We start from the raw sequence: 25,305 nt of genomic DNA, 5'->3' as shown, positions 1-25,305 counted from the left end.
AGCCGGATAGGCGGATTCCAACCGTCCGGCTTGGCAGTTTCTAGCAGGATCCTGCGGTTTGCAGACGCCTCTGCAACCCCCGCCCGCCAAGCCCGTTGTCCTGCGCGCCGTCCGGCGGCGCATCCTAGGACGGACATGAAGGAGTTCAGATGTTCCGCAATACCGCTTTCGCCCTCGGGCTGGTTCTGGCCGCCCCGGCGGCTTTCGCGCAGACGGCCCCGGCGGCCGAACCGATCGACCCGTCGCTGGCCTACGAGGCCGCGCGCAACCAGCTGGGCATCCTGAAATATTGCGCGGACCAGGGCCATACCGGGACCGAAGCCGTTGCCGCCCAGGAAAAGATGGTGGGAATGCTGCCCGCGGGCGACACCGCCGCAGGCGACCAGGCCGAGGCGAAGGGTGCCGCCGGCACCGTGTCCATTGGCGAGACCGAGGTGACGCTGGCCAATGCCGCCGCCAACCAGAACACGACCGTCGACGCGCAGTGCAAGCAGATCGAGGCGGCCGTCAATCAGGTCGCCGCGCAACTGCCCGGCTGACGGACCCGTCTGACCAATCGGAAGGGCCGCCCGCGTGGCGGCCCTTTTCATGTCTTGCCGCTTCCCGCAACCTCGTCCTCGACGATCTCGGCCGTCACTTCGCGGGCTGCGGCCTCGTCCTCGGCCACGCTGCCCGCCTCGACAATCTCGCGGGCTTCTTCCTCGTCCTCGTCCTCGAGCGTGGGGGGATCCTCGCCCGCCAGGAAATTGCCGAACTTTTCCCAACCGGGGACATAGTCGGCCAAGACGCGCATCACCACCAGCACCGGCACGGCGATGATCATGCCGATCACCGACCACAGCCATGCCCAAAGCGCCACGGCCAGAAACACCACCACCGCGTTCATCTGCAGCCGGCGCGACACGAAATAGGGCGTGATGATCTGCCCTTCCAGCGAGGTCAGCAGAAGATAGCTGCCCGCCACCATCAGCGGCCAGAACAGCCCCGGCATCACGACAAGCGCGACCAGGGCCGAGGAGATGACCCCCACAATCGCGCCCAGATAGGGGATGAAGTTCAGGATAAAGGCGCCCAGGCCGAACAGCACCGCGCCGGGCATTCCCCAGGCGAACATGGCAAGCCCGACCGCCAGCCCCAGCCCCGCATTGATGATGGTGATCGCGCCAAGGTAGTTGCCCAGCGAATCCTCGATCTGGCGCAGGGCCAGATAGGCGCTTCGCTTTTCGGCCATGGTGTCGAAGCTTTGCACGATCTTGAGATACAGAAGGTCGCCCGACGCCAGCATGAAGAACAGCAGGAACAGCGTGAAGACCACCTGCCCGGCGATGGCAGGCGTGAACTTCATCAACGAGGTGAGGGGACTTTCGCTGACCTGCTCGACCTTGATGGGTTCCTGCTGTTCGGGGTCGTCGCTGGCCTGGACCTGCTCGATCTCTTGCGCGGCCTGCTGAAGCTCTTCGAAGGATTCGCGGATGTCGCTGAACTTCTGTTCCAGGCGGATCTTGATGGTGGGCAGGTTCTCGGCCGCCCGGCTGATCGGGCCACTGGCGGCCAGGCCAATCAGAACCACCGTCACGACAAGCCCCAGCGTGATTCCCGTCGCGGTCAGCGCGTCCGGGATGCCGCGCCGGCGTGCAAGGCGGCGCAGGGGCGTGAAGACGAAGAACAGCAAGGCCGCCAGCGTGACCGGCATCAGGAAATCGCGCCCGGCGGCAATGGCTGCAAAGCCAAGGATCAGGAAGATGCCGATGACGGCCCAGTTGGCTGCACGTTCGCTTCTGCCGCTGCTTTCGGTTCGAAAGCGCGGAAAGCTGTATTTTTCGGCCACGGCGTCCCCCCTGCATCAACGCCAGCACCGAACGCGAACGGCGGCCCGATGTTCCGGACCGCCGCCAGCGTCAACCCGTAAAGGGCCCGATTACAGGGGGTGGTCACCCGTCGCGTCGATCACGCGAGTAGGCAGGCCCATGTCCCCAAGAAGTTCCAGGAAGGGCCGGGCGGGCAGATCCTCGACATTGGCCATTCGCTTCACATCCCAGGTGCCGCGCGCGACCAGCACCGCCGCCGCGACCGGAGGCACGCCTGCGGTATAGCTGATGCCCTGGCTGCCGACTTCGTTGAAGGCTTCCTTGTGGTCGGCGACGTTGTAGATGAAGACCTCGCCCGGCTTGCCGTTCAGGCTGCCCTTGACCAGATCGCCGATGCAGGTCTTGCCCTGGTAATCGGGGGCAAGGCTGGCCGGATCTGGCAGCACGGCCTTGACGACCTTCAAGGGCACGACCTCTTGCCCCTCGGCGGTTTTCACCGGCTGTTCGGACAGAAGGCCCAGGTTCTGCAGCACGGTGAAGACGTTGATGTAGTGGTCGCCAAAGCCCATCCAGAAGCGCACATCGGCGTCCTTGTAGCGGGCTGACAGGCTGTGGACCTCGTCATGGCCGGACAGGTATGCCTTCTGCTTGCCCACGACGGGCAGATCCCATTCGCGCCCGACCTCGAACATCTTGTTCGTGCGCCATTCGCCGCCCTGCCAGGAATAGACCGTGCCGGTGAATTCGCGGAAGTTGATCTCGGGGTCGAAGTTCGTGGCGAACCAGCGGCCGTGGGAACCGGCGTTGATGTCCACGATGTCGATGCTGTCGATCTTGTCGAAATATTCGTCCTCGGCCAGTCGGGCATAGGCGTTGACCACGCCCGGATCGAAGCCCGCGCCCAGGATCGCGGTGATTCCGGCCGCCGCCACATCATCGCGACGCTTCCATTCATAGTTGCCATACCAGGGCGGCGTTTCGCAGACTTTGGCCGGATCCTCGTGGATGGCCGTGTCGATATAGGCTGCGCCCGCGCGGATGCAGCCTTCCAGAACGGTCATGTTGATGAAGGCCGTCCCCACATTGATGACGATGCCCGCATCCACCTGGCGGATCAGCCCCTCGACCGCGCCCGCATCCATCGCGTCCAGCGCGTGGCTGGCGAAGGGCATCTGGTGGCCCTTGTCGCGCAGGGTCTGGATGATCGCGTCAGCCTTGGACTGCGTGCGGTTGGCGATGTGCAACTCGCCAAATTCCGCGGCCCATTGCGCAACCTTGTGCGCCACGACTTGCGCGACGCCACCCGCGCCGATGATGAGGACGTTCTTCTTGGCCAATTCTGGATCCTTTCCGGGGTTGCAGAGAGGGCGCCTTAGGACAGGCTGGACTTGTAGTCTTCGTAGGGAAAGCTGCGGACGCTGCGGACGCTGCCGTCCTCTTCCCTGATGGCGATGGCGGGCATGGCCACGCCGTTGAACCAGTTCTTCTTGACCATGGTATAGCCCGCCGCGTCCGCGATGCTGATCCGGTCGCCGACGGCCAGGGGCTTGTCGAAGCGCCCGTCGCCGAAGATGTCGCCCGCAAGGCAGGTCTTGCCCGCGACCTGGTATTCGTGGGTACCCGACTGCGGCAGCTTGGCGGTTTCGCGATAGATCAGCAGATCCAGCATATGCGCCTCGATGCTGCTGTCGACGATCGCGACCTTCTTGCCGTTGTCGATGATGTCCAGCACGCTGACCTCCAACGTGGTGGTGCCGGTGATGCTGGCCTCGCCCGGTTCAAGATAGGCCTGGACGCCGAAACGGTCCTGGAAGGCCTTCAGCCGGTCCGCCAGACGCTCGACCGGATAGCCCTCGCCGGTGAAATGGATGCCGCCGCCAAGGCTGACCCAGTCCAGCCGCTTCAGGATCTCGCCGAATTCGGTCTCGATCCGGGTCAGCTGGCTGTCGAACAGGTCGAAGTCGCGGTTTTCGCAATTGTAATGGATCATCACGCCGCTGATGCGGTCCATCGCCTGTTCCAGCCGCGACAGATCCCATTCGCCCAGGCGGCTGAAGGGCCGCGCCGGGTCGGCCAGGTCGAAGCCGCTGGTGGAAAAGCGCGGGTTTAGGCGCAGGCCGGTTGTCACGCCCTTGGCGCGGTCGGCAAAGCGGTCAAGCTGCGACAGGCTGTTGAAGATGATCTTGTCGGAATAGGACACCGCCTCGTCGATCTCGTGATCGGCCCAGGCGACGGAATAGGCGTGGGTTTCCTTGCCAAAGGTCTCGTGCCCAAGGCGCAGTTCGAACAAGGACGACGAGGTGGTTCCGTCCATGTAGTCGCGCATCAGGTCGAAGACCGACCAGGTCGCAAAGCATTTCAGCGCCAGCAGCGCCTTGGCCCCGGACGCCTCGCGCAGGCGCGCGACCTGTTCCATGTTGCGACGCAACGCGGATTTGTCGATCAGGTAGAAGGGCGTCTGCATCCCGGCCATGCGAAACCTTTGGGCTGAAAGCGAAAGCGCCGATATAGCCACGGCCCGTGCTTTTCGCAAGGAACGGTGTCAGGGGCGTGACAGCCCTCAGCCGCCCGAGGCGAACCGCCGGAATTCGCGCTTCACCAGGTCAAGTTCCGCCCGAAGCTGCGCGACCTCGGCCAGCAGCTCCTCGCCCGCGACGGTGCCCGCGACAAGGGTCAGGCTGGCCAGCACCTGCGATCCGACCTTGTCAGGATCGCCCGCCACCAGCAGCAACCCATGCACCCCCCGGTCGATCACCGATCCCGGCAGATCCACGGCCACGGACCAGGTGCCCGGCCCGGCCTCGCGCAGCCTTGCCTGCGCCACCGCCTTGCCCCGATGGACCAGGCACAGCGCCGCAGGCGGGTCGTCGGACTGCAAGGCCCCGGTCCAGCAGCCCGCGGACAAGCCGTGATCCTCGAACGTCATGGCTTGTCCCTTCAGGCCTGGGCGCGCGGGTGATGCGACACCAGCACGTCGTTGATGGTGACCGCGTTCAGGCGGGGCGATTCGAAGATCAGGTCCAGCCAGGCGCGTTCGATGGGCCGGTTGGCAAGGTCGGCATAGGCAAGGTCGAACTCGACCCGCCGGCGCGCGCCCCTTCCTTCCGCCGGGTGGCCCAACTGGCGCAGCATGGTCTCGGTATTAGGGCCTTGGACCAGGTTGATCCGGGCATAGATGGTGATGGCTCGTTCCGCGTCCATCACCGTGTCCAGTTGCAGCACGCGTTCCGGCCCCAGCCCGCCCAGGGCGTTGCCGGGCAGGTCCAGGGCCAAAGACAGGAAGCCGCAGGAATTGCCCATCATCTCGACCTGCAGGGCATAGCAGGCAGCCTGTCCGGGGCGTGGCCGTGCAGACTGGCGCAGGATCAGCGCGTTATAGGGGCAGTCGTGCCACAGGGCCGCATCCTCGCCCAGGCGGTGGCCGTTTTCCGGCGCGACAACGGCCCTGGGGCTGACCTGCCCGCACAGCAGCCGGGGCCGCCAATGCCAGTCGGTGCCGGGCGGCAGGTCATCCTCGGCAACACCGGTCTTGCGCAGCATCCAAGGGTCCGAGATCTGCAGGAAGCGCGACAGGTGGCGATGCAGGCGCTGCGCTTCCTCGCGCAGGTCGGGGTCCACAGGCTTCGGCCTGCGGTCCAGCCGCTCGGCCAGACGGACCCAATCCGGGCGCCGCCGATCCAGACCGAAGATGTCAAGCAGCCGCATGACCATGAGGGCACCTTGTCCTTGTCCCCCGTGGATAAACTGCAACCTGGGCGCGAACAAGCCTCAGCGCAGCAGGGCGTCCAGATGCGCCGCGGCAGTGAAATCCGCGTCCGTCAGCCCGCCCGCATCATGGGTGGTGAAGGTGACCTGGCAATAGCCCCAGCCGAAGGCCACGTCGGGGTGATGGCCGCGCTTGTTGCCCAGCCAGGCCACCAGGTTCGCCATCTCGACCGCCTTGGCAAAACCTTTGAACGCGAAGTGGCGGGTGATCGCCTTGCCCTCTGGGGTCAGGGTCCAGCCATCCAGGCCCGCCAGCCGTTCAGCGATATCTTGGCTTTCCATGTCCCCTCACAGCAATGGCGACGCCAGGGCCAGCAGGTTGTTGCGCAACCGGCGCAGGATCGACCAGTCGCGGACCTCCTCCAGGGTAATCTCGCGCGCGCGTTCGGCATAGCTTTCCTGCCGCGCGTCCAGTTCCTCGATGAAGTCGCGGTCAAAGACGGCCATGTTGACCTCGTAGTTCAACTCGAAGCTGCGGCGGTCCAGGTTGGCGCTGCCGACCATGCCCATCCGGCCGTCCACGGTCATGATCTTGGAATGCAGCAAGCCGTCCTGGAACAGCAGGATCCGCGCCCCCGCCGCCAGAAGGCCATAATAGAACCCCTGGCTGGTCGCGCCCACCACGATGGAATCGTTGCGCGCCGGCAGGATCATCGTCACCTCGACCCCCCGCCGGGCGGCGGCGCGGACGGCTGCGTCCAGGGCGGTGTCGGGCACGTAGTATGGCGTCGTGATCACCACCCGGTCGCGCGCCGCATGAAGCATCCCGGACAGGCAGTCCGAGATGGAGCCCTGCCGCCGATCCGGCCCGGTGGGTATGACCTGGGCGATGTCGCCCGGATCGGCCACCGGTTCCACGGGCTGCAGCATGTAGCCCAGGTCCTTGCCGGTATAGCTCATCCAGTCGCCCAGGAAGACCGACTGGAACTGCCGCACGACCGGCCCCTCGACCGACATCAGGATATCGACCCAGGGGGCAAAGCGCGGCTTGATGGCGAAGGCCATGTCCGCGCAGTTGCGGCTGCCGGAAAAGGCGACGCGGTTGTCGACCACCAGGATCTTGCGGTGGTTGCGCAGATCCAGCCTGCGGAACAAGACGCTGATGAAGGGCAGGCCCCAGGGGAATGCGGTGACGCATTCCGCGCCCGCTTCCTGCATCTGCGCCCAAAGGGGCGAACGCACCAGCAGGCGCGATCCAAGCGCATCCACGATCACCCGGCATTCGACGCCCCGGCTGGCGGCGCGGGCCACGGCCTCGGCCACCTTCTGGCCGGAATGGTCGGGCAGCCAGATGTAGAACAGGATATGGACGTGGCCCACGGCCCGGTCGATGGCGTCGATCAGCCGGTCAATGGCCTCGTCGCTTTCCTCCAGCAGGTGGATGCGGTTGCCCGACAAGGCCGACATGCCCCCTACCGCCGCATTGGCCGCGACCACCGGCAGCGCGTAATGCGGCGGCTCGGCGATGACGGCGTGATTGGGGATGCGCAGGTTGGTCAGCCGGTCGCGCACGTCGGCCATGCGCTGAACCTCGGCCTGGTTCATGCGAACCTCGCCGAACAGGATATAGGACAGGATGCCCACGACGGGCAGCGCCTCGATGACCATGATCCAGGCCAGGCGGACAGACGGATCCAGCCGCGGGCGGATCAGGACCCGCGCGATAAGGGCCAGCGTGACCGTCGTATGCAACATGACGAGGAATGAGGCCCACATGCCGCGCATCATTCCCGCCCGCCACGGCAATTGCAATTCCCCCCGTCGCGGCCTATCTCGGTGGCTTGAAAACAGCAGGGGCCGCCCGCGAATGAACTGGATCACCAACTACGTCCGTCCGCGCATCAATTCGCTGTTCTCGCGCCGCGAGGTGCCCGAGAACCTGTGGACGAAATGCCCCGAATGCGGGACGATGCTGTTCCATCGCGAACTGTCGGACAACCTGAACGTCTGCACGAATTGCGACCACCACCTGGCGATCAGCCCCCGCGACCGCTTCACCGCCCTGTTCGACGGCGGCGCTTTCCTCGAGGTGAAGGTCCCCGAGCCCATCGCCGACCCGCTGCAGTTCCGCGATCAGAAGAAATACCCCGACCGCATGAAGGCGGCCCAGAAATCCACCGGCGAAAAGGAAGCGATGCTGGTCGCCGAGGGCGAGATCGGCCGCACCCCCATCATCGCCGCAGCCCAGGATTTCAGCTTCATGGGCGGGTCGATGGGCATGTACGTCGGCAACGCCATCATCGCCGCCGCCGAACGGGCCGTGAAGACCAAGCGCCCGCTGGTGCTGTTTTCCGCCGCCGGCGGCGCGCGGATGCAGGAAGGCATCCTGTCGTTGATGCAGATGCCCCGCACGACCGTCGCGGTCGAGATGCTGAAGGAAGCCGGCCTGCCCTATATCGTCGTGCTGACCCACCCGACTACCGGCGGCGTCACCGCCAGCTATGCCATGCTGGGCGACATCCAGATCGCCGAACCCAACGCCCTGATCTGCTTTGCAGGCCCCCGCGTGATCGAGCAGACCATCCGCGAGAAACTGCCCGAAGGCTTCCAGCGGGCCGAATACCTGCTGGAACACGGGATGCTGGACCGCGTGACGCACCGCAAGAAACTGCGCGACGAACTGGTCTCGATCCTGCGCATGGTCGGGGGAATGCCCGCCCCTACCCGCGCCGACCTGCCCGCGCCCGTCATCGAACCCATCCAGCCCGAACCCGCGCAGGCCGTCTAGGCTTCTTCTTCACCCAAACATCCCGGGGGTCCGGGGGCTGGCCCCCGGCTTGTGCCGCCATGAGCCAATCCGACGCCATCCTCGACCGCCTGATGTCCCTGCATCCCAAGGTCATCGACCTGTCGCTGGACCGGATGCACCGCCTGCTGGCGGCCCTTGGCAACCCCGAGCGCCGCATCCCGCCGGTGATTCACATTGCCGGCACGAACGGCAAGGGCAGCACCCAGGCGATGATCCGGGCGGGGCTGCAGGCCGGTGGCGCACGGGTCCATGCCTATACCTCGCCGCATCTGGCGCGTTTCCATGAACGCATCCGCTTGGCGGGCGATCTGATCGCGGAAGCCGACCTCGCCGCCACGCTGGAGGAATGCGAGGCCGCCAATGCGGCCCAGCCCATCACCTTCTTCGAGATCACGACGGCAGCCGCCTTCCTGGCCTTCTCGCGCACCCCTGCCGATTTCACCCTGCTCGAAGTGGGCCTTGGCGGCCGGCTGGACGCCACGAACGTGATCGACAGCCCCCGCCTGACGGTCATCACGCCGGTCAGCATCGACCATACCCAATACCTGGGCGAGACGCTGCCCCTGATCGCGGGCGAAAAGGCCGGCATCATCAAGCGCGGCGTCCCCGTGATCGTCGGTCCCCAGCAGGACGAGGCCCTGCGCGTGATCGAGGCCAAGGCCTCCGGCCTGACCGCGCCGGTTTTCGCCCATGGCCAGCACTGGATGATCGCGCCGGACCGGGGCGGCATGATCTATCAGGACGACCATGGGCTTTGGGACCTGCCGTTGCCGAACCTGATCGGCCCGCACCAGATCCAGAACGCCGGCACCGCCCTTGCCGCGCTGCGCCACCTGGGCGCGACCGATGCCCAGGCCCGCGCCGCCGCGACCCAGGCCGAATGGCCCGCCCGGATGCAGCGGCTGCGCCACGGCCCGCTGGTCGATCTGGCCGGTCCGCAGGCCGAACTGTGGCTGGACGGCGGCCACAACCCCGCCGGGGGCGAGGCGCTTGCCGCCACGCTGTCCGCCATGCCGCCGCGTCCGACGCATCTTGTCTGCGGGATGCTGAACACCAAGGACATCGCCGGCTATCTGCGCCCGCTGGCGGCCCATGCCTGTTCCCTTACCGCCATCGAGATCCCCGGAGAGCCGAACACCCTGCCCGCAGCCACGACCGCGGGCGTCGCGGCAAGCGTCGGAATGATCGCGGGCATGGCCGATGATGCAGCGGTCGCCGTTTCGGCCATTGTCGCACGGGATCCCCAGGCGCGGATCCTGATCTGCGGGTCGCTGTATCTGGCGGGCCGGGTGCTGCGCGAGAATGGCTGAGGGCTAGGCCCCCCGCCCCCAACCTGCATCCTGCATCTCGCGCAGGCGGCTGGCGGTGCGTTCGAACTCGAAGCTGCCCTCGCCTTCGTTGTAAAGCTGTTCCGGCTGGTCCGCCGCGCTGGCAATCAGCCGCACCTTGGCTTCATAGATCGCGTCGATCAGGGTGACGAAGCGCTTGGCCTCGTTATAGTTGGACGCGGACAGGCGCGGGATCGCGTCGATCATCAGCACCCGCACCTCGCGCGTCAGCGCCAGGTAGTCGGCCGGGCCCAAGGGCTTGCCGCACAGGTCCCAGAAGCTCGACCGGCCCGCGCCGTTTGCGAATCGCGGCAGGGTGAAGCTGCGCCCGCCGACCTCGATCCGCCGGGCCTCGCCTTGCGCGCCGCCGGTCATGTCGTCCCAGATCGCGTCCATCGCGTCCCTGGCGGCGGCATCGGCCGGGCAGAACCAGACCTGCCCGCCGCTCGCCCGGCCCTGCCGGTGGTCCACGGGGCTGTCCAGGCAGACGACCTCCAGCCGCTGGCGGATCAGGTCGATGAAAGGCAGGAACAACTGCCGGTTCAGCCCGTGCTTGTACAGATCCTCGGGCACGCGGTTGGATGTCGTGACGATCACCACGCCCTGTTCCAGCAACACCAGGAACAGCCGCCCCACGATCATCGCATCGGCGATGTCGGTGATCTGCATCTCGTCAAAGCACAGAAGGCGGACCTTGGCCGCGACCTCCATCGCGACGGGACGCACGGTGTCCTGGTCGCCCCGCTGGCGGGCGCGGTTCAGGCCCGCCTGGATTTCCTGCATGAATTCGTGGAAATGCACGCGCCGGGCCGGCACCGTTGCGGCCTCGGCCATCAGGTCCATCAGCATCGACTTGCCGCGCCCGACGCCGCCCCACAGGTAAAGCCCCCGGGCAGCCGATGCGGGCGGCGAGCTGCCCACGCCCAGGAAGGCCCGCCATGCCGACCGCTTGTCCGGCGCGGGGGTGGCGGCCATGTCGTCCAGCACCCGGTCTAGATGCGGCAGCACGGAAAGCTGCGCCGGATCGGCCTCGATCCGTCCTTCCGCCACGCGCTGCCTGTAAAGATCGCTGACCTTCCCCATGCGCCCGCAAGTGCCACGGATGCGGAAGGCCCCGCAAGGCCCAATGCTTGACCATTCGCCGCGCCTCGTGCGACCCCTGCCAAAGCAGCCATTTCCGAGGATCCATGACAAAGACATCCAGCCTGATCGCGGACATGCCCGTCCTGTTCGTCATGGCGGCCGAGGCCGAATACGGCCCCGCCCTGCGCGCCCGGATCGACCCGATCATCACCGGCATCGGCCCGGTCGAGGGCGCGGTCCAGCTGACCGCAGCCCTGGCCGGAATGCGCGACCTGCCGCGGCTGATCGTGTCGCTGGGCTCGGCCGGGTCGGCGCGGCTGGAACAGGCGCAGGTGTATCAGGTGACGGCCGTCGCCTATCGCGACATGGACGCCTCGCCCCTGGGCTTCGAAAAGGGCCGCACGCCGCTGCTGGACCTGCCGGTCCGCGTCGAATTGCCCCTCCGGGTCGAGGGGGTGCCGACCGCCACCCTGTCCACCGGCGCCAACATCGTCAGCGGGGCGGCCTATGACGCTGTGGCCGAGGACATGGTGGACATGGAAACATTCGCCCATCTGCGCGCGGCCCAGCATTTCGGGGTGCCGCTGGTCGGGCTGCGCGGGATCTCGGACGGGGTGGCCGAATTGCAGACGCTGTCGGACTGGACGCAATACCTTCACATCATCGACGAAAAGCTGGCATGGGCAGTGGACCGCATCGCCGAGCAACTGGCCGAGGGACGGCTGATGCCCTTGGCCCCGCGCTTGTCCTGAGGCGTCCCACGGCCTAAACCCGCCTGGCACAGCTACCGGCAAAGGCAGACATGGCACGCGGCACGACGATCACCCCCGACCGGCCCACCAGCAAGCGCGTGGGCGCCCTGCGCGCGCTGTGGCCCTTTGTCCGCCCCTACCGCGTCCAGGCGGGCCTGGCGCTGATCGCGCTTGCCGCGACCTCGGCCATCAGTCTGATCCTGCCGCTGGCGGCTCGGCGGGTCGTCGACAATTTCGACGACGGCGCCGGGCTGCTGGACGACTATTTCGGCGCGGCGCTGATGATCGTGGCGCTGCTGGCCCTGGGCACGGCGGCGCGGTATTACTTCGTCACCCGCCTGGGCGAACGGGTCGTGGCCGACATCCGCAAGGCCGTCTTTGCCCGCGTCATCACCCTGTCGCCCGCCTTCTTCGAGCGCGTGATGACCGGCGAGATCCTGTCGCGCATCACCACCGACACGACGCTGATCCAGTCGGTGATCGGCGCGTCCCTGTCCATCGCGCTGCGCAACATGCTGATCCTGGCGGGCGGGCTGGCGATGCTGGCCTTCACCTCGCTGAAGCTGATGGGGCTGGTCCTGCTGATCGTGCCGGCGATCCTTGTGCCGATCATCGTCCTTGGCCGCCGCCTGCGGGGCCTGTCGCGCGCCAACCAGGACTGGATCGCCGCATCCTCGGGCGCGGCGTCCGAGGCGCTGCTAGCAGCCCAGACCGTCCAGGCCTACACGCATGAAGGGCGCAGCATTGCGCGCTTTGACGACGTGACCGAAGGCTCGTTCGGCGTGGCGCTGACGCGGATCCGCACGCGGGCGGTGATGACCGCCATCGTGATCTTCCTGATCTTCGCGGGCGTGATCGGCGTTCTGTGGATCGGCGCGCGCGACGTGCAAACCGGCGTGATGACCGCCGGGCAACTTGTGCAATTCGTGATCTACGCGATCCTTGTGGCCAGCTCGACCGGCGCCCTGTCCGAGATCTGGGGCGAACTGCAGCGCGCGGCGGGCGCGACCGAACGCCTGGGCGAACTGCTGTCGGCCGAGGATGCGCTGACCGATCCCGCCCGTCCCCTGCCCCTGCCCCGCCCGGTGCGCGGCCAGATCACGCTGGACGGCGTCAGTTTCCGCTATCCGACACGGCCCGATGTCTCGGCCCTTGATGATGTCAGCCTCTCGATCAAACCGGGCGAGACGGTGGCCCTGGTCGGTCCGTCGGGCGCGGGCAAGACCACGGTGATCCAGTTGATCCAGCGGTTCTGGGATCCGGCGTCAGGCCGCGTGACGCTGGACGGGATCGACCTGCGCGACCTGGCGCGGGCCGATTTCCGGCAGGCCATGGCGCTTGTCCCGCAGGATCCGGTGATCTTCGCCACGACCGCGCTTGAGAACATCCGCCTCGGCCGCCCCGATGCCCCCCCGTCCGAGGTCGAGGCCGCGGCCCGCGCGGCCCATGCCCATGATTTCATCACCACGCTGCCGCAGGGCTATGACACGCCCCTGGGCGAGCGCGGGGTGATGCTGTCGGGGGGCCAGCGCCAGCGCATCGCCATCGCCCGCGCCATCCTGCGCGACGCGCCGGTCCTGTTGCTGGACGAGGCCACAAGCGCGCTTGACGCGGAATCGGAATCGCTGGTGCAGGCCGCCGTGCAGCGGCTGTCCGAAAACCGCACCACCGTCGTGGTTGCCCACCGGCTGGCCACGGTGAAAAAGGCCGACCGCATCGTGGTCTTCGACGGCGGCCGGATCGTGGCCCAGGGCACCCATGATGCCCTGGTGTCCGAGGGCGGGCTTTACGCCCGGCTGGCGCGGATGCAGTTCACCGACATGCCGGTCCTGCCGGAACCCGCCTGATCACTTCGGAGCGGCATAGACCGCCGCCCAGAAGCGGGTCTTGCCGTCCGGCCCGATCGCCTGCCCGATGCCGTAATCGCGGACCTGCGGGATCATGATGTTCGCCAGATGGCCGCTGGACGCGTTCCATTCGGACAGCACGCGTTCCTGCGAGAATGGTCCCGCGGCGATGTTCTCGGCCGTGACGCGGGGTGCATAGCCCGCGGCCTTCACGCGCGGGCCGGGGCCGCTGGTCTTGCTGCCAAGATGGGTCATGCGGCCACGCTGCGCCATGTCGCAGGCGTGCTGCGCGGCCACGCGGGCCAGTACCGGATTGGCCTGGACGGGCGGCAAGCCCGCGCTGCGCCGCATCGCATTGGTTGCCGCCGCGCCATGGCTGTTCTGGCTGGAACTGGTGGCAAGGCAGGTGGCTTGCCCCGCCGGCATCAGCTGCATGGCATGGGGATCGTTCTTGCCGACGCTGGTATCAGGAGAGGTCTGCGCACAGGCTGCAAGGATGGCGCAACCAAGGGCCAAGACAGGCAATTTGGTAAGGGATGTCATCATGCTTCACCTTTGATGTTTAAGCGCATCTTACGGGTGAAAGTGTGAATGATTTAACAATGCACGGTTGTTATATAGCAAGGCCCGACGGCATAACCAGAGGGAACGCTTGGCTCAAGACCGCGTTTTTCACGAAATGATCAAGTTTCCATCAGCAAAGGATGAACCATGGCAATTTGGGACTTCGTGAAGGACGCCGGAAAATCGGTCTTCGGCAAGGCCGAGGCCGCCGAGCCCAAGCCTGCCACCCAGCCCGAGGCGGCTGCGGCAAAGCCCGGTCAGGATCCGGAAACGACCCGCAAGGTCGCCGCACTCAAGGCCGAGTTGCGGGCGCTGAACCTGGACAAGGATGACGTGCACCTGACCCTGCGCGGCGATACGGTGAAGATCGAGACCAAGGGCGCGGATCGCGAAACGCTCGAGAAACTGGTGCTGGCCGTCGGCAATATCGAAGGCATCGCCAAGGTCGAGGCCGACCTGCCCCAGGCCGAGGAGGCGCCCTTGTTCCACACCGTCAAGAAGGGCGAAACGCTTTCGGCGATCGCCAAGGCCTATCTTGGCAATGCCAACAAATACAACGCGATCTTCGAGGCGAACCGCCCGATGCTGCTGGACCCGGACAAGATCTATCCGGGCCAGACCCTGCGCATTCCCCGGGATTGACCGGTGACGCGGCGTCCGGCCCGTCCTGACGCCGCGTCCTTTTCCGCCCTTTCGTCAAGACCCTTGCCCCTTTTCCCGTCGTTGCCCCATTCTGGCTTCGATTGGGATCAGGAGGGTGATCCCGTGGGAGGGATCGATGACGCGTTTCAGCAGCTATGACGACCGCAATGCCTTGGAAGCAGCCATGCCTTACGAGGCCAGGGACTTGCCGGTCACGCTCTACGGCTTTCTGGCCCGCACAGCCGAACGCTATCCCGACCGCCCCGCGATCAGCTTCCAGCTTCTGGCCGATCCGAAAAGCCACGCCTCGACCCTGACCTGGCAGGATCTGCTGGAACGGGTGACCGAGACGGCGAACCTGTTCCGCAAGCTGGGCGTCGGGCCGACCGACACGGTGGCCTATCTTCTGCCCAACAGCATAGAAACCCCGGTGGTCCTGCTGGCCGGTGCGACCGCCGGGATCGTCAACCCCATCAACCCGCTGCTGGACGCCCAGCAGATCGCGGGCATCCTGCGCGAAACCCGCGCCAAGGTTCTGGTCACGCTGCGCGCATTCCCCAAGACCGACGTGGCCCAGAAGGCGGCCGAGGCCGTGGCCCTGGCCCCGGACGTCACCCATGTGGTCGAAGTGGATTTGAACCGCCACCTGCGCGGGCTGAAACGCTTCATCGTGCCGCTGATCCGCCCCCGCGTGAAGCGCAGGCACAAGGCCAGGGTCCTGAACTTCGAGGCCGCGACAAGCGCCGAAAAGCACACCCGCCTGGATTTCGAGGACATCCAGCAGGACCGCGTGGCCGCCTATTTCCACACCGGCGGCACGACCGGAACCCCCAAGGTGGCGCAGCACAAGTATTCCGGCATGATCTACAACGGCTGGCTGGGCGGGTCGCTGCTGTTTGACGAAAACGACGTGCTGATGTGCCCGCTGCCGATGTTCCACGTCTTCGCGGCCTATCCGATCCTGATGTCCTGCATCGCATCCGGCGCGCATGTGGTAATGCCCACACCTGCCGGATATCGGGGCGATGGGGTCTTCGACAACTTCTGGAAGCTGATCGAACGCTGGCAGGCGACCTTCCTGATCACCGTGCCCACCGCCATCGCCGCCCTGATGCAGCGGCCGGTCAATGCCGATGTCCGCTCGCTCAAGACCGCGATTTCGGGCTCGGCCCCCCTGCCGATCGAGCTTTACAACCGCTTCAAGTCCGCCACCGGGGTCGAGATTGCCGAAGGCTATGGCCTGACCGAGGCCACCTGCCTTGTCAGTTGCAACCCCGTAGACGGCATGAAGAAGGTCGGCTCGGTGGGCATCCCCCTGCCCTATACCCATGTCCGCATTCTCCACCACGACGATGCGGGCAATGTCCGTGAATGCCCGACCGACGTGGTCGGAGAGATTTGCGTGGCCAATCCCGGCGTCTTTCCGGGGTCCACCTACACAGAGGCTGACAAGAACCACAAACTGTTCGCCGAGGACATCTATCTGCGCACGGGCGACCTGGGGCGGCTGGATTCAGACGGCTATCTGTGGATCACCGGCCGCGCCAAGGACCTGATCATCCGCGGCGGTCACAACATCGACCCCGCCGAGATCGAGGAGGCGATGCTGTCCCATCCCGCCGTGGCCTTTGCCGGCGCGATCGGCCAGCCCGACAGCTTCGCGGGCGAGCTGCCCTGCGTCTATGTCGAACTGGTCGCCGGCGCCCAGGCCTCCGAGTCCGAATTGCTGGCCCACGCCAAGGCCCATATCCACGAACGCGCCGCCATTCCCAAGCATGTCGAGATTCTGGCGGAACTGCCCAAGACGGCGGTCGGCAAGATCTTCAAGCCCGACCTGCGCCGCATGGCGATCACGCGCGTCTATGACAAGGCTCTTGACGGCACCGGCGCCCGCGTGGCCGAGGTGGTCGAGGACAAGAAACGTGGCCTCGTCGCGCGCCTTGCCCGCGAAGGCGAGGTCGACGAGGCGGCCGTGAAGGCGAAGCTGGGCGAGTTCACGCGGCCTTGGGAATGGGCTGCTTGACCACAATCTTGGGTAGCCGGGTTGTTGCCATTAACAATTCTGCGTAGAAACATTCCTGCGGAACCTATGCTGCGGGGGCAAGATGCTGGATCTGAACAACGAGTCGGACGACTTGGTCCTGATCGAGAATGCGATCGTTGTTCCGCCCACGCCGAAAGGCATGGGGAAATGGCAGCCCTCGGGCGTTCTGGACAGCAAGGGTGACTTTGTCGCCAACTCGATCAGTTGGTCCAGCAGCACCTTGCCGGTCAATTCCGAACCGAAGATGCCGCCGACTGAGGCCATTCACGACATGGCCGGCACGCATATGTTCGCCGGCATCAGCTATGGCCATTTCGGGCATTTCATCACGGAAAGCATGACCCGGATCTGGGCTCTGGATCAGGTGCGGGACAAGATCGACGGGCTGGTCTTCACGCCCAAGAACCAGATGAAGGACAACCTGCGCCCCTTCGAGGTTTACCGGGAGTTGATCGACAATTTTGGACTGGCGGGCGTTCCCATCGCCTGCCCCGCCGAACCCGTCCGGGTCGAGCGGCTGTATGTCCCGAAGCAGGGCTTTGGCCTGGGCGACCTTGCCGGCGGCAGCAGGAAGTTCGTGGATTTCATCAACCGCCACGCGGGTATTGACGTGACCCCGGCCGGGGCCGAGCGGATCTATATCTCTCGGTCGCAGCTTCCGGCCGATCGCGGCGGCATTCTGGGCGAGGCGAAGCTCGAGGAATATCTGGCGGCGGAAGGCTATGCGATCTTCCATCCGCAGAAGGAAAAGAAACTGGCCCAGTTGGCCCAATACAAGGCGGCGCGCGTCGTGATCTCGGTCGATTGCTCGCCGTTGCACCTGATCGGCTACGTGGGCAACGCCGACCAGACCGTGGCGATCCTGCGGCGGCGCAGCCTGGACTTCGGCGATCTGTTCGCGCGGCAGTTGACCGGCTTCAAGGGAATCCGCTGCCTGACGGTGGATGCGCTGAAGAACGACTGGCTGCCGCTGAACACCAATCGCCCCAGCCGCAGTTCCTTTGGCGAGATCGACTTTCCCGAAACCTATCGGACCCTGAAGGAGGCCGGGCTGATCCGGGGCGAGACGCCCTGGACGCCGCTGACGCTGGACGAACGGAACCGCGACCTGCATCGGATCGAGGCGATGCACGAGATGGCCTTCAAGCCTTTCAAGCCCGACAGCAGCTTCCAGACCAGCATCCAGGCTGCCGATCAGTCCGGCTGACCTTCCTCCGCAAGGTCGCAGATCAGGTCGATTGCCGCCTTGCCCACCCGCACGCCGATCAGCCCGTCGGTGATCGAGGGGATGACCGAAGGGTCCTCTTGCGCCAGATCCGCAAAGACCACCGAATAGCGGCAGCCCGCGACATGGGCATTGCCCAGGAAATCCCCCCAGCGGTGGAACTGCGTCTGGATGCTGCCGATCTCGATCACGTGGGCGTCGGGATTGGCGAACATCATGTTGGCGAAGAAGGCGCCGTGCGCCGAAACGACCACTTCGGCGGCGTTCATGGTGGCGATCTGGTCAACGGGCGAAAGCCGCTCGAAATATACCTTCTCGAACCCCAGGGCCCGCAGCCGGTCCCACAGCGCGTCCTGCCCCAGAAAACCCCTTTGATTGACCGCGTCGTTCTGGGGATCGCGGACCACGAAGATACGTCGCGCCAACCTGCGGCCCGGCCCCTCGGCCGCCTTGGCAAGGGCCCGTTCGCGCATTTTGCGTAACGAACGGTCGAATGTGTTCTTGAGCACGAATTTCCGGCTTTGCGTATGGGCGGTCAGATCCCGCCATGCCGGATCCCCTTCGTGACGATCAAGCTCCTCGGCAATGCGCGGGTCGCCGTTCGCCGCCACAAGATGCCGCGCGTTGAATGGGATGACAACGTGGTCATAGCGGCAGGCACGGTCGGTAAAGGCGATCCGGCCCTCTAGTTCGGGGAACAATGCGTGTGTGAACTGTTCCGAGAACGCTGACGTCCTGGCGTTGCGGCAGTGAATGGTGATCTGGCCTGTCTCACGGTCGCAGAAATGCGTCAGTTGAGGCAGGGTTTCGGTCATGAAGTGGTAATAATTGACACGGTTCCGGCACTCGATCCCGACAGGCATGTTCCTGATGGCACCGTCCCACAGGGGCAGGTCGGCGTCCGTCCCGGATCGCATCTGGCGGAAGAACGAGATCATCGCGGCCACGGCCTCGTCCGTCTTGTTATGTTTCAGAAACCGCGCGAAAATCCGGTCGCCTGATGCCCCGTTGGCAAGCCATTTGCCGTTGATCTGAAGGCTTCCGGCACTGAACATGGCATCTTCGGCAACTGCGGGAACCGTGTTCGTCTCGAAGACACAGGGCGCCTGTCGCCATCTGTCCTCAAGGTTTCGTTCAAGACGCCTCTGGATGTTTCCGTGATCGCTGCGGGCATACTGGCGGACGCTGGCGCCGGGGGCGCGGCGAATCAACCACTCTGGCTGTTCCACCGGGAAAAGTCCCGGATCGGTACCGGGCATGAAGAAATATTCCTCGGCAGGACCGGCCCATCTGCCAGTGGCGCCATGCTTTTCCGTCTGAACGGTGGCCACCTTTGTTCCTTTCGCGACTGCGAAGACTTCCTGTTGTGACGCCTGCCTTGGATCGCGAAACAAAGCCGCGCCACAACATCCTATGCGCGAATACACCAAGGCCGGAAAACCCCACAGGTGTAGTCATGACCCACCCGCTGCAGAAAGCCAAGATTGTCTGCCCCGGATTTGCGTCTTATCCTGTCACTGTCCTGCAGGCAGGAAGCCGGCCCATGCCCGATGATCCCGATTGCCCCCTGTGCCTGCGCCCGATCCCGCCCGGCGTGCCGCAAAGCCGGCATCACCTGGTCCCTAAGCTGCGCGGCGGCAAGGGTGGCGAGACGGTGCTGCTGCATCACGTCTGCCATCGCACGATCCACAAGACGCTGGGCGAAACCGAACTGGCGCGCAACTATGCCACTGTCGAGGCGCTGCGTGCGCATCCAGACCTGCGGCGCTTCTTCGACTGGGTCGGCAAGCGTCCGCCGGGCTGGACGGGCAAGGTTCGGTAACGCGGCTGTGTGTTTGCCGCGGCTCGATTCGGCCGCAGGCTTGCCTTGTTCCAACAGGAAAGGAGACTGCATGCCCAGACTTGCCCTCACCACCCTGGCCGCCTGCCTGCTGGCGGCACCCGTGCTTGCCGCCGACGCACCGGCGACGACGGACAAGGCCGCAGGCCCGGCCACGACGCTGATCCTGGCCAACTGCCCCGGCAAGCCGCCGGTCAACGCCTGAAGAACGCGCAACGCCCGTGGGCGTTGCGTGCATCCCATTGCCGGCGGGGTCTAAGCCCGCCTTCCGCCTTAGCGCGTGAACTTCTTGTACTTCACCCGCTTCGGCTCGATGCTGTCCGGGCCCAGGCGGCGGACCTTGTCCTTTTCGTAATCCTCGAAGTTGCCCTCGAAGAACTCGACATGGGCGTCCCCTTCGAAGGCCAGGATATGCGTGCACAGCCGGTCGAGGAAGAAGCGGTCGTGCGAGATGATGATCGCGCAGCCGGCGAAGTTCTCGATCGCGGCCTCCAGGGCCTGCAGGGTTTCCACGTCCAGGTCGTTGGTTGGTTCGTCCAGCAGCAGCAGGTTGCCGCCTGACTTCAGCAGCTTGGCCATGTGGACGCGGTTGCGTTCACCGCCCGACAGCAGGCCCACCTTCTTCTGCTGGTCGCCGCCCTTGAAGTTGAACGAGCCCACATAGTTGCGGCTGTTGACCTGAGCGTCGCCCAGTTCGATCACCTCGGCCCCGCCCGAGATTTCCTCCCACACGGTCTTTTCCGGGTCCAGGCTGTCGCGCGACTGGTCCACATAGGACATCTTCACCGTCTCGCCCACGGTGATGGTGCCCTCGTCTGGCGCCTCCTGGCCGGTGATCATCTTGAACAGCGTGGACTTGCCCGCGCCGTTGGGGCCGATCACGCCGATGATGCCGCCGGGCGGCAGGCTGAAGGACAGATCCTCGATCAGCAGCTTGTCGCCCATGTGCTTCTTCAGGCCCTCGACCTCCAGCACCTTGCCGCCAAGGCGCGGGCCGTGCGGGATGACGATCTGGGCCTTGCCGACCAGGTCCTTGACCGATTCGTCGGCCATCTTGTTATAGGCCGAGATCCGGGCCTTGGATTTCGCCTGCCGGGCCTTGGCGCCGGCGCGGATCCATTCCAGTTCCTTTTCCATGGCCTTCTGCTTGGCCTTGTCCTCGCGCGCTTCCTGGGCGACCCGCTTGGCCTTGGCTTCCAGCCAGCTGGAATAATTGCCCTCATGCGGCAGGCCGCGGCCGCGTTCCAGTTCCAGGATCCAGCTGGTGATGTCGTCCAGGAAATAGCGGTCGTGGGTCACGGTCAGGATCGTGCCCTTGTAGTCGATCAGGTGCTTTTGCAGCCAGGCAATGGTTTCCGCGTCCAGGTGGTTGGTCGGTTCGTCCAGCAGCAGCATGTCGGGCGCCTCGAGCAGCAGCTTGCACAGCGCCACGCGGCGGCGCTCGCCGCCCGACAGCGTTTCGACATCGGCGTCGTCGGGCGGGCAGCGCAGCGCCTCCATCGCGATATCGACCTGGTTGTCCAGTTCCCAAAGGTTCTCGGCGTCGATCTCGTCCTGGAGACGCGCCATCTCGTCGGCGGTCTCGTCGGAATAGTTCATCGCCAGTTCGTTATAGCGGTCCAGCTTGGCCTGCTTGGCCTTGACGCCCTCCATGACGTTGCCGCGCACGTTCAGCTGCGGATCCAGCCAGGGCTCCTGGGACAGATAGCCGACCTTGGCGCCCTTGGCAGCCCAGGCCTCGCCCTGGAAATCCTTGTCGAGGCCGGCCATCACCTTGAGAAGGGTGGATTTACCGGCGCCGTTCACGCCCACCACGCCGATCTTGACGCCCGGCAGGAAGTTCAGGTGGATGTTCTCGAACACCTTCTTGCCGCCGGGATAGGTCTTGGACACGCCGTCCATGTGGTAGACGAACTGATAGGACGCCATCGGAATCTCCTGCAAACTTTGGGTGCTATTTAGGGGAAAGCGCGGCGCTGCGAAAGGTCAGCGCGTCCGGGCCACGAAATCCGCGCCCAGGTGGTCGGCCAGAAAGGCCAGTTGCGGGGCCATGCGGTCCTCTAGCGCGGCAACAGCCTCGGGCGGCGGCTGGACGGGATTGCGGCTGGCGAAGACCTTTTCGGCGATGTTGGAATACAGCCAGGGCCCGATGCCCAGGTAAGCCTCGACCGTATCCATCACCCCTTGCGGGTCGCGGGCGATGCGGCCGAAGGGCAGGACCAGCATGTCAGGATATCGCGCCTGCCAGCGGGGAAGGTAGGTGGCGTAGTCGCCGCGGTCGTAAAGCACCGGGTTGTCGATTTCCGCCATCCAGTCGGCCAGCGTTTCTGGGCGGCGCCTCTCTCGCGCGAGGTTCATGCGCAGTTGCGACACGGCGCGGTCGACCGGGTGGCGGATCAGGTAGATGACACGGGCCTTGGGCAGGAAGCCCGCGACATGATCCACGCCCTCGTCCGGCAGGGTCGAATATTCCGGCGTGAAGTCCATCGGCATCGCGACAGGCGGCGCCGGGGCGAAGACGCGCTTGTACCACTGGTTGTGGAACATCTTCCCGCGCGTGACGCCGTTCAGATAGACATCCAGTTCCGGCGGAACCGGGATGCCGCGTTTCGCGTGGCGGTCGCGGATTTCCTGGGGCTTCTGGCGGTAATGCCAGTCGATCCATCTGCGATGCTCGGGGATGAACAGGTGGTTGAAATACTGCACCTCCTTGAACGGAGGGATCCAGATCTGCGGGTGCTGGCCCAGCATCTGCGCCAGCCAGCTTGTTCCCGCCTTTTGCGCGCCGATGCATAGCGCGCCCGGCTTGCGCGGCTGGCCCGCGGGATCCATGACTGTGCCCAGGCTGCTCACGGCGCCTTCACCAGGCTGCTTTGCGAGTGGTTGGAATAGGTGGGCCAGTCGGGCCGGTAATCCTCGGCCTGGTTGCCCCAGACAGTCCAGTTCTTGCGCGGCCCGCGGGCGAACATTTCAAGCCGGGGACCCCAGGAACAGGCCTCGATCAGGTCATATTGCTCATCCGGCTTGCGCGAGTGCTCGCGTTTGCGGGTGGCGATGATGTTTTCCTGGCTGCGGCCAGGATCCAGCGTGCGCACATCCTTGCCGCGCGTGCCGAACAGCAGGATCTCGGTCACGTTGCGGAAATAGAAGCCCACGCCGCGCCGGTCGGGGCCGCCGTCCTTGCGGGTCTTGTACCAGATCAGGTTCGACTTGTAGGTGAAGCCCCAGGCGTCCATCACCCTCAGCCCCTCGGGCAGCAGGGCGTTGGGAACCCAGAGGTACAGGTGGGCCCGGGCGTCGGCGACGGCCTTGACCGGCAGGTCGCAGATCTCGTCCAGGGTCATCGTCGGGTAACGCGACAGGCGCTTGTGCTCGGGGGCCATCTTGCCGGTGCGGTTCTGGAACTGCCAGGGCGGGTCGGCCAGGACCGTGCCGAACCGGGCCGCGCCTGCGGTCGCCAGAAGATCATCGGACGCGCTTGTCAAACCGGCCTCCGGTCAGGGTTTCGCTGTTCCCGATACCCTTTAGCGGACAGATCCGACCGCCGCCACCGCCAAGGTGGCAGCCTCTACAGGCGGCCCCACAGGTCGTATTCGCCCGCCTCGTCCACCGTCACCGTCACGATGTCGCCCGGCTTCAGGGTCTCGAAGCCTTCGTCGATGAACAGGTTGCCGTCGATTTCCGGCGCGTCGGCCTTGGTGCGGCAAGTGGCGCCGTCGCCGTCCACGCTGTCCACGATCACCTCTAGGCGCGTCCCGACCTTGGTGGCCAGCTTGGCTTCGGAAATGGCCTGGGCCTTTTCCATGAAGCGGTCGAAGCGGTCCTGCTTCACGTCCGCAGGCACATGGTCGGGCAGGTCGTTGGCCCGCGCGCCCTTGACGTTTTCATACTGGAAGGCACCGACGCGATCCAGTTGCGCCTCGTCCAGCCAGTCCAGCAGGGTCTGGAACTCGGCCTCGGTCTCGCCCGGATAGCCGACGATGAAGGTGGAGCGCAGGGTCATGTCGGGGCAGATCGCACGCCAGGCGGCGATTTCATCCAGGGTCCTGGCGGCGGCGGCGGGCCGGGCCATGCGGCGCAGCACATCCGGGTGGGCGTGCTGGAGGGGGATGTCCAGATAGGGCAGCACCAGCCCTTCCGCCATCAGCGGGATCAGGTCGCGCACATGGGGATAGGGATAGACATAATGCAGCCGCACCCAGGCCCCCAGCGATCCCAGATCGCGCGCCAGATCGGTGATATGGGCGCGGTGGCCCCGGTCCGTCGCGTGCCGCAGGTCAAGCCCATAGGCACTGGTGTCCTGCGAGATGACCAGCAACTCCCTGACGCCCGCCTGCACCAGCTTTTCCGCCTCGCGGACGATGGCATGGGCCGGGCGGCTGACCAGGCGGCCGCGCATGTCGGGGATGATGCAGAACTTGCACTTGTGGTTGCAGCCTTCCGAAATCTTCAGATAGCTGTAATGGCGCGGCGTCAGGCTGACGCCCGATGCGGGCAGCAGGTCGATGAAGGGATCGGGCTGCGGGGGCACGGCGGCATGGACCGCGTCCAGCACGGCCTCGTATTGGTGCGGCCCGGTGACGGCCAGCACCTTGGGATGGGCGCCGGTGATGTATTCGGGTTCCGCCCCCAGGCAGCCGGTGACCAGGACCTTGCCGTTCTCGCGCAGCGCCTCGCCGATGGCGTCCAGGCTTTCCGCCTTGGCGCTGTCCAGGAAGCCGCAGGTGTTCACGATCACCGCGTCCGCGCCCTTGTAGTCGGGGCTGATCGCATAGCCCTCGGCCCGCAGGCGGGTCAGGATGCGTTCGCTGTCCACAAGCGCCTTGGGGCAGCCGAGGCTGACCATGCCGATGGTCGGCTGGCCTTCGCGGCGCCCCAAAAGGCTGTCATCGGAAATGCGGGCGCGGGCCAGGTCGGGGCGCAGGTCGGGCGGGTTCATGTGCATCCGCCGCAAATAGGTGATTCGGTGCGATCAGAAAAGAGGAGAGACGGCCCCGTCCCCACAATCGCGCGATCAAGCAAGTCCGTGCTTTTCATGAACCCCGGCCGTCCCCATCATCAGGGCCATGAAGAAGATCGGCGGATGGATCGTGATCGGCTTGGTTCTGGGCTCGATGGTGCTGGCGGATATCGTGATGGCGCAACCCGCGGGCCTGGGCTGACGTTGGAAGGCCAGGCGGCGGATCGCACCGTCGCCTGAACGTGATTTTCCCCTGCGCGACCAATCGGCAAGATGGCCCCATGACACGATTTCGCCTGATCCTGACCCTTGCCGCGGCTCTGATGGCCGTGGCCCCCGCCGCCAGCCACGCCAATATCGTCGAGCGCGGGCGCTTCATCGATGTGGAAAACCACCGCGGCGGCAATGTGCTGCAGATGGTGCAGTTGCGCGAACGCCTTGCCCGGTCGGGCAAGACGGTCCGGATCCGGGGATACTGCCGGTCGGCCTGCACGATCCTGACGACCATGCCCAATGCCTGCTTGGGACCGAAGGCGCGCATCGGCTTCCACGCGCCGCGCCTGCCCAACACGCAGATCATCCCGCCCTATGTGGACCAGATCATGGGCAACTATTACCGGGGCGGGATCCGCGACCGCTGGTTCGGCGGCTGGAACCGGTCGATCGACATGAACATCATCAGCGCCCGCGAATATGTC

Annotated in this window: 24 protein-coding genes; 10 read left to right on the top strand and 14 right to left on the bottom strand. The window is 65.6% G+C overall.

The features are described 5' to 3' along the window. The first annotated feature begins 149 nt into the window (after nucleotides 1-149). The gene (locus IE224_RS04545) at nucleotides 150-539 is read left to right on the top strand and encodes a pore-forming ESAT-6 family protein (RefSeq protein WP_167621150.1); all 390 of its coding nucleotides are present in this window, start codon (nucleotides 150-152) and stop codon (nucleotides 537-539) included. 47 nt (nucleotides 540-586) lie between these two features. On the opposite strand, the gene IE224_RS04540 is transcribed toward IE224_RS04545, so the two are convergent. The 7 genes from IE224_RS04540 to cls all read right to left on the bottom strand — a co-directional run bounded on the left by IE224_RS04540 (nucleotide 587) and on the right by cls (nucleotide 7,289). After that, nucleotides 587-1,828, bottom strand: coding sequence for an AI-2E family transporter (locus IE224_RS04540; RefSeq protein ID WP_191308401.1), 1,242 nt, complete (start codon nucleotides 1,826-1,828; stop codon nucleotides 587-589). A 90-nt stretch (nucleotides 1,829-1,918) separates the two neighbouring features. Then, on the bottom strand, nucleotides 1,919-3,145 hold the full coding sequence (locus IE224_RS04535; protein ID WP_191308399.1) for a saccharopine dehydrogenase family protein: 1,227 nt from the start codon (nucleotides 3,143-3,145) through the stop codon (nucleotides 1,919-1,921). A 35-nt stretch (nucleotides 3,146-3,180) separates the two neighbouring features. Then, entirely contained in the window at nucleotides 3,181-4,281 is a 1,101-nt protein-coding gene (nspC, locus tag IE224_RS04530; protein WP_191308397.1) for a carboxynorspermidine decarboxylase, read from the bottom strand. 87 nt (nucleotides 4,282-4,368) lie between these two features. After that, nucleotides 4,369-4,734: a hypothetical protein gene (locus IE224_RS04525; protein WP_167621146.1), complete on the bottom strand. Its 366-nt coding sequence runs from the start codon at nucleotides 4,732-4,734 to the stop codon at nucleotides 4,369-4,371. An 11-nt stretch (nucleotides 4,735-4,745) separates the two neighbouring features. Beyond that, entirely contained in the window at nucleotides 4,746-5,513 is a 768-nt protein-coding gene (locus IE224_RS04520; RefSeq protein WP_202380105.1) for a DUF6478 family protein, read from the bottom strand. Nucleotides 5,514-5,576: 63 nt separating this feature from the next. After that, the gene (locus IE224_RS04515) at nucleotides 5,577-5,855 is read right to left on the bottom strand and encodes a 4a-hydroxytetrahydrobiopterin dehydratase (RefSeq protein ID WP_191308393.1); all 279 of its coding nucleotides are present in this window, start codon (nucleotides 5,853-5,855) and stop codon (nucleotides 5,577-5,579) included. 6 nt (nucleotides 5,856-5,861) lie between these two features. Then, the gene (cls, locus tag IE224_RS04510; protein ID WP_191308391.1) at nucleotides 5,862-7,289 is read right to left on the bottom strand and encodes a cardiolipin synthase; all 1,428 of its coding nucleotides are present in this window, start codon (nucleotides 7,287-7,289) and stop codon (nucleotides 5,862-5,864) included. Between the two features lie 91 nt (nucleotides 7,290-7,380). Between cls and accD the strand changes: the two genes are divergently transcribed. Together accD and IE224_RS04500 are read left to right on the top strand one after the other, a co-directional pair. After that, the gene (gene accD / locus IE224_RS04505; protein WP_167621142.1) at nucleotides 7,381-8,301 is read left to right on the top strand and encodes an acetyl-CoA carboxylase, carboxyltransferase subunit beta; all 921 of its coding nucleotides are present in this window, start codon (nucleotides 7,381-7,383) and stop codon (nucleotides 8,299-8,301) included. A gap of 59 nt (nucleotides 8,302-8,360) precedes the next feature. After that, nucleotides 8,361-9,632: a bifunctional folylpolyglutamate synthase/dihydrofolate synthase gene (locus IE224_RS04500; RefSeq protein WP_191308389.1), complete on the top strand. Its 1,272-nt coding sequence runs from the start codon at nucleotides 8,361-8,363 to the stop codon at nucleotides 9,630-9,632. 3 nt (nucleotides 9,633-9,635) lie between these two features. On the opposite strand, the gene zapE is transcribed toward IE224_RS04500, so the two are convergent. Next, on the bottom strand, nucleotides 9,636-10,733 hold the full coding sequence (zapE, locus tag IE224_RS04495; RefSeq protein ID WP_191308387.1) for a cell division protein ZapE: 1,098 nt from the start codon (nucleotides 10,731-10,733) through the stop codon (nucleotides 9,636-9,638). A 104-nt stretch (nucleotides 10,734-10,837) separates the two neighbouring features. On the opposite strand from zapE, the gene IE224_RS04490 reads away from it, so the two are divergent. Both IE224_RS04490 and IE224_RS04485 read left to right on the top strand, forming a co-directional pair. Further along, nucleotides 10,838-11,485: a 5'-methylthioadenosine/S-adenosylhomocysteine nucleosidase gene (locus IE224_RS04490; protein WP_191308385.1), complete on the top strand. Its 648-nt coding sequence runs from the start codon at nucleotides 10,838-10,840 to the stop codon at nucleotides 11,483-11,485. A gap of 50 nt (nucleotides 11,486-11,535) precedes the next feature. After that, nucleotides 11,536-13,332 (top strand): ABC transporter transmembrane domain-containing protein, encoded by a 1,797-nt coding sequence (locus IE224_RS04485; protein ID WP_191308383.1) that lies wholly within the window; start codon nucleotides 11,536-11,538, stop codon nucleotides 13,330-13,332. On the opposite strand, the gene IE224_RS04480 is transcribed toward IE224_RS04485, so the two are convergent. Next, nucleotides 13,333-13,878 carry a CAP domain-containing protein gene (locus tag IE224_RS04480; protein ID WP_229849244.1) on the bottom strand — a complete coding sequence of 182 codons (546 nt, stop codon included), beginning with the start codon at nucleotides 13,876-13,878 and terminating at the stop codon, nucleotides 13,333-13,335. It abuts the gene before it with no gap. Between the two features lie 165 nt (nucleotides 13,879-14,043). Here IE224_RS04480 and lysM point away from each other — a divergent pair, with 165 nt between their 5' ends. From lysM to IE224_RS04465, 3 genes are all read left to right on the top strand, one after another. After that, complete coding sequence (gene lysM, locus IE224_RS04475) at nucleotides 14,044-14,538, top strand: peptidoglycan-binding protein LysM (RefSeq protein ID WP_191308381.1); 495 nt, start codon at nucleotides 14,044-14,046, stop codon at nucleotides 14,536-14,538. 136 nt (nucleotides 14,539-14,674) lie between these two features. Further along, on the top strand, nucleotides 14,675-16,561 hold the full coding sequence (locus IE224_RS04470; RefSeq protein WP_167621136.1) for an acyl-CoA synthetase: 1,887 nt from the start codon (nucleotides 14,675-14,677) through the stop codon (nucleotides 16,559-16,561). Between the two features lie 82 nt (nucleotides 16,562-16,643). Continuing rightward, complete coding sequence (locus IE224_RS04465; protein WP_167621135.1) at nucleotides 16,644-17,789, top strand: glycosyltransferase 61 family protein; 1,146 nt, start codon at nucleotides 16,644-16,646, stop codon at nucleotides 17,787-17,789. Here IE224_RS04465 and IE224_RS04460 read toward each other — a convergent pair. After that, nucleotides 17,777-19,138: a glycosyltransferase family 61 protein gene (locus tag IE224_RS04460; RefSeq protein ID WP_191308379.1), complete on the bottom strand. Its 1,362-nt coding sequence runs from the start codon at nucleotides 19,136-19,138 to the stop codon at nucleotides 17,777-17,779. The two genes, IE224_RS04465 and IE224_RS04460, sit on opposite strands and share 13 nt — an antisense overlap. Nucleotides 19,139-19,350: 212 nt before the next feature. On the opposite strand from IE224_RS04460, the gene IE224_RS04455 reads away from it, so the two are divergent. Both IE224_RS04455 and IE224_RS04450 read left to right on the top strand, forming a co-directional pair. Then, the gene (locus tag IE224_RS04455) at nucleotides 19,351-19,629 is read left to right on the top strand and encodes an HNH endonuclease family protein (RefSeq protein ID WP_191308377.1); all 279 of its coding nucleotides are present in this window, start codon (nucleotides 19,351-19,353) and stop codon (nucleotides 19,627-19,629) included. Nucleotides 19,630-19,699: 70 nt separating this feature from the next. After that, on the top strand, nucleotides 19,700-19,852 hold the full coding sequence (locus tag IE224_RS04450) for a hypothetical protein (protein WP_191308375.1): 153 nt from the start codon (nucleotides 19,700-19,702) through the stop codon (nucleotides 19,850-19,852). Nucleotides 19,853-19,920: 68 nt separating this feature from the next. On the opposite strand, the gene ettA is transcribed toward IE224_RS04450, so the two are convergent. From ettA to rimO, 4 genes are all read right to left on the bottom strand, one after another. Further along, nucleotides 19,921-21,576, bottom strand: a complete 1,656-nt coding sequence (ettA, locus tag IE224_RS04445; protein WP_167621131.1) for an energy-dependent translational throttle protein EttA — start codon at nucleotides 21,574-21,576, stop codon at nucleotides 19,921-19,923. Between the two features lie 57 nt (nucleotides 21,577-21,633). Next, the gene (locus IE224_RS04440) at nucleotides 21,634-22,500 is read right to left on the bottom strand and encodes a sulfotransferase family protein (RefSeq protein WP_229849243.1); all 867 of its coding nucleotides are present in this window, start codon (nucleotides 22,498-22,500) and stop codon (nucleotides 21,634-21,636) included. Beyond that, complete coding sequence (locus IE224_RS04435; protein ID WP_191308373.1) at nucleotides 22,497-23,132, bottom strand: MT-A70 family methyltransferase; 636 nt, start codon at nucleotides 23,130-23,132, stop codon at nucleotides 22,497-22,499. The genes IE224_RS04440 and IE224_RS04435 overlap by 4 nt, the downstream gene beginning before the upstream one ends. An 83-nt stretch (nucleotides 23,133-23,215) precedes the next feature. Next, nucleotides 23,216-24,592, bottom strand: coding sequence for a 30S ribosomal protein S12 methylthiotransferase RimO (gene rimO, locus IE224_RS04430; RefSeq protein WP_191308719.1), 1,377 nt, complete (start codon nucleotides 24,590-24,592; stop codon nucleotides 23,216-23,218). Between the last annotated feature and the right edge of the window lie 713 nt (nucleotides 24,593-25,305).

Source organism: Paracoccus aerius (assembly GCF_014656455.1).
Taxonomy (GTDB): Bacteria; Pseudomonadota; Alphaproteobacteria; order Rhodobacterales; family Rhodobacteraceae; genus Paracoccus; species Paracoccus aerius.
The sequence above is the reverse complement of the archived record's forward strand: the minus strand, read 5'-3'. Positions and strand labels throughout refer to the sequence as shown.

Coding starts and splice junctions, on each gene's coding strand:
- IE224_RS04545 (WP_167621150.1), top strand. CDS start 150: ATGTTCCGCAATACCGCTTTCGCCCTCGGGCTGGTTCTGGCCGCCCCG.
- nspC (WP_191308397.1), bottom strand. CDS start 4,281: ATGGCCGGGATGCAGACGCCCTTCTACCTGATCGACAAATCCGCGTTG.
- IE224_RS04525 (WP_167621146.1), bottom strand. CDS start 4,734: ATGACGTTCGAGGATCACGGCTTGTCCGCGGGCTGCTGGACCGGGGCC.
- IE224_RS04520 (WP_202380105.1), bottom strand. CDS start 5,513: ATGCGGCTGCTTGACATCTTCGGTCTGGATCGGCGGCGCCCGGATTGG.
- IE224_RS04515 (WP_191308393.1), bottom strand. CDS start 5,855: ATGGAAAGCCAAGATATCGCTGAACGGCTGGCGGGCCTGGATGGCTGG.
- cls (WP_191308391.1), bottom strand. CDS start 7,289: ATGTGGGCCTCATTCCTCGTCATGTTGCATACGACGGTCACGCTGGCC.
- accD (WP_167621142.1), top strand. CDS start 7,381: ATGAACTGGATCACCAACTACGTCCGTCCGCGCATCAATTCGCTGTTC.
- IE224_RS04500 (WP_191308389.1), top strand. CDS start 8,361: ATGAGCCAATCCGACGCCATCCTCGACCGCCTGATGTCCCTGCATCCC.
- zapE (WP_191308387.1), bottom strand. CDS start 10,733: ATGGGGAAGGTCAGCGATCTTTACAGGCAGCGCGTGGCGGAAGGACGG.
- IE224_RS04490 (WP_191308385.1), top strand. CDS start 10,838: ATGACAAAGACATCCAGCCTGATCGCGGACATGCCCGTCCTGTTCGTC.
- IE224_RS04485 (WP_191308383.1), top strand. CDS start 11,536: ATGGCACGCGGCACGACGATCACCCCCGACCGGCCCACCAGCAAGCGC.
- IE224_RS04480 (WP_229849244.1), bottom strand. CDS start 13,878: ATGATGACATCCCTTACCAAATTGCCTGTCTTGGCCCTTGGTTGCGCC.
- lysM (WP_191308381.1), top strand. CDS start 14,044: ATGGCAATTTGGGACTTCGTGAAGGACGCCGGAAAATCGGTCTTCGGC.
- IE224_RS04470 (WP_167621136.1), top strand. CDS start 14,675: ATGACGCGTTTCAGCAGCTATGACGACCGCAATGCCTTGGAAGCAGCC.
- IE224_RS04465 (WP_167621135.1), top strand. CDS start 16,644: ATGCTGGATCTGAACAACGAGTCGGACGACTTGGTCCTGATCGAGAAT.
- IE224_RS04455 (WP_191308377.1), top strand. CDS start 19,351: ATGCCCGATGATCCCGATTGCCCCCTGTGCCTGCGCCCGATCCCGCCC.
- IE224_RS04450 (WP_191308375.1), top strand. CDS start 19,700: ATGCCCAGACTTGCCCTCACCACCCTGGCCGCCTGCCTGCTGGCGGCA.
- ettA (WP_167621131.1), bottom strand. CDS start 21,576: ATGGCGTCCTATCAGTTCGTCTACCACATGGACGGCGTGTCCAAGACC.
- rimO (WP_191308719.1), bottom strand. CDS start 24,592: ATGCACATGAACCCGCCCGACCTGCGCCCCGACCTGGCCCGCGCCCGC.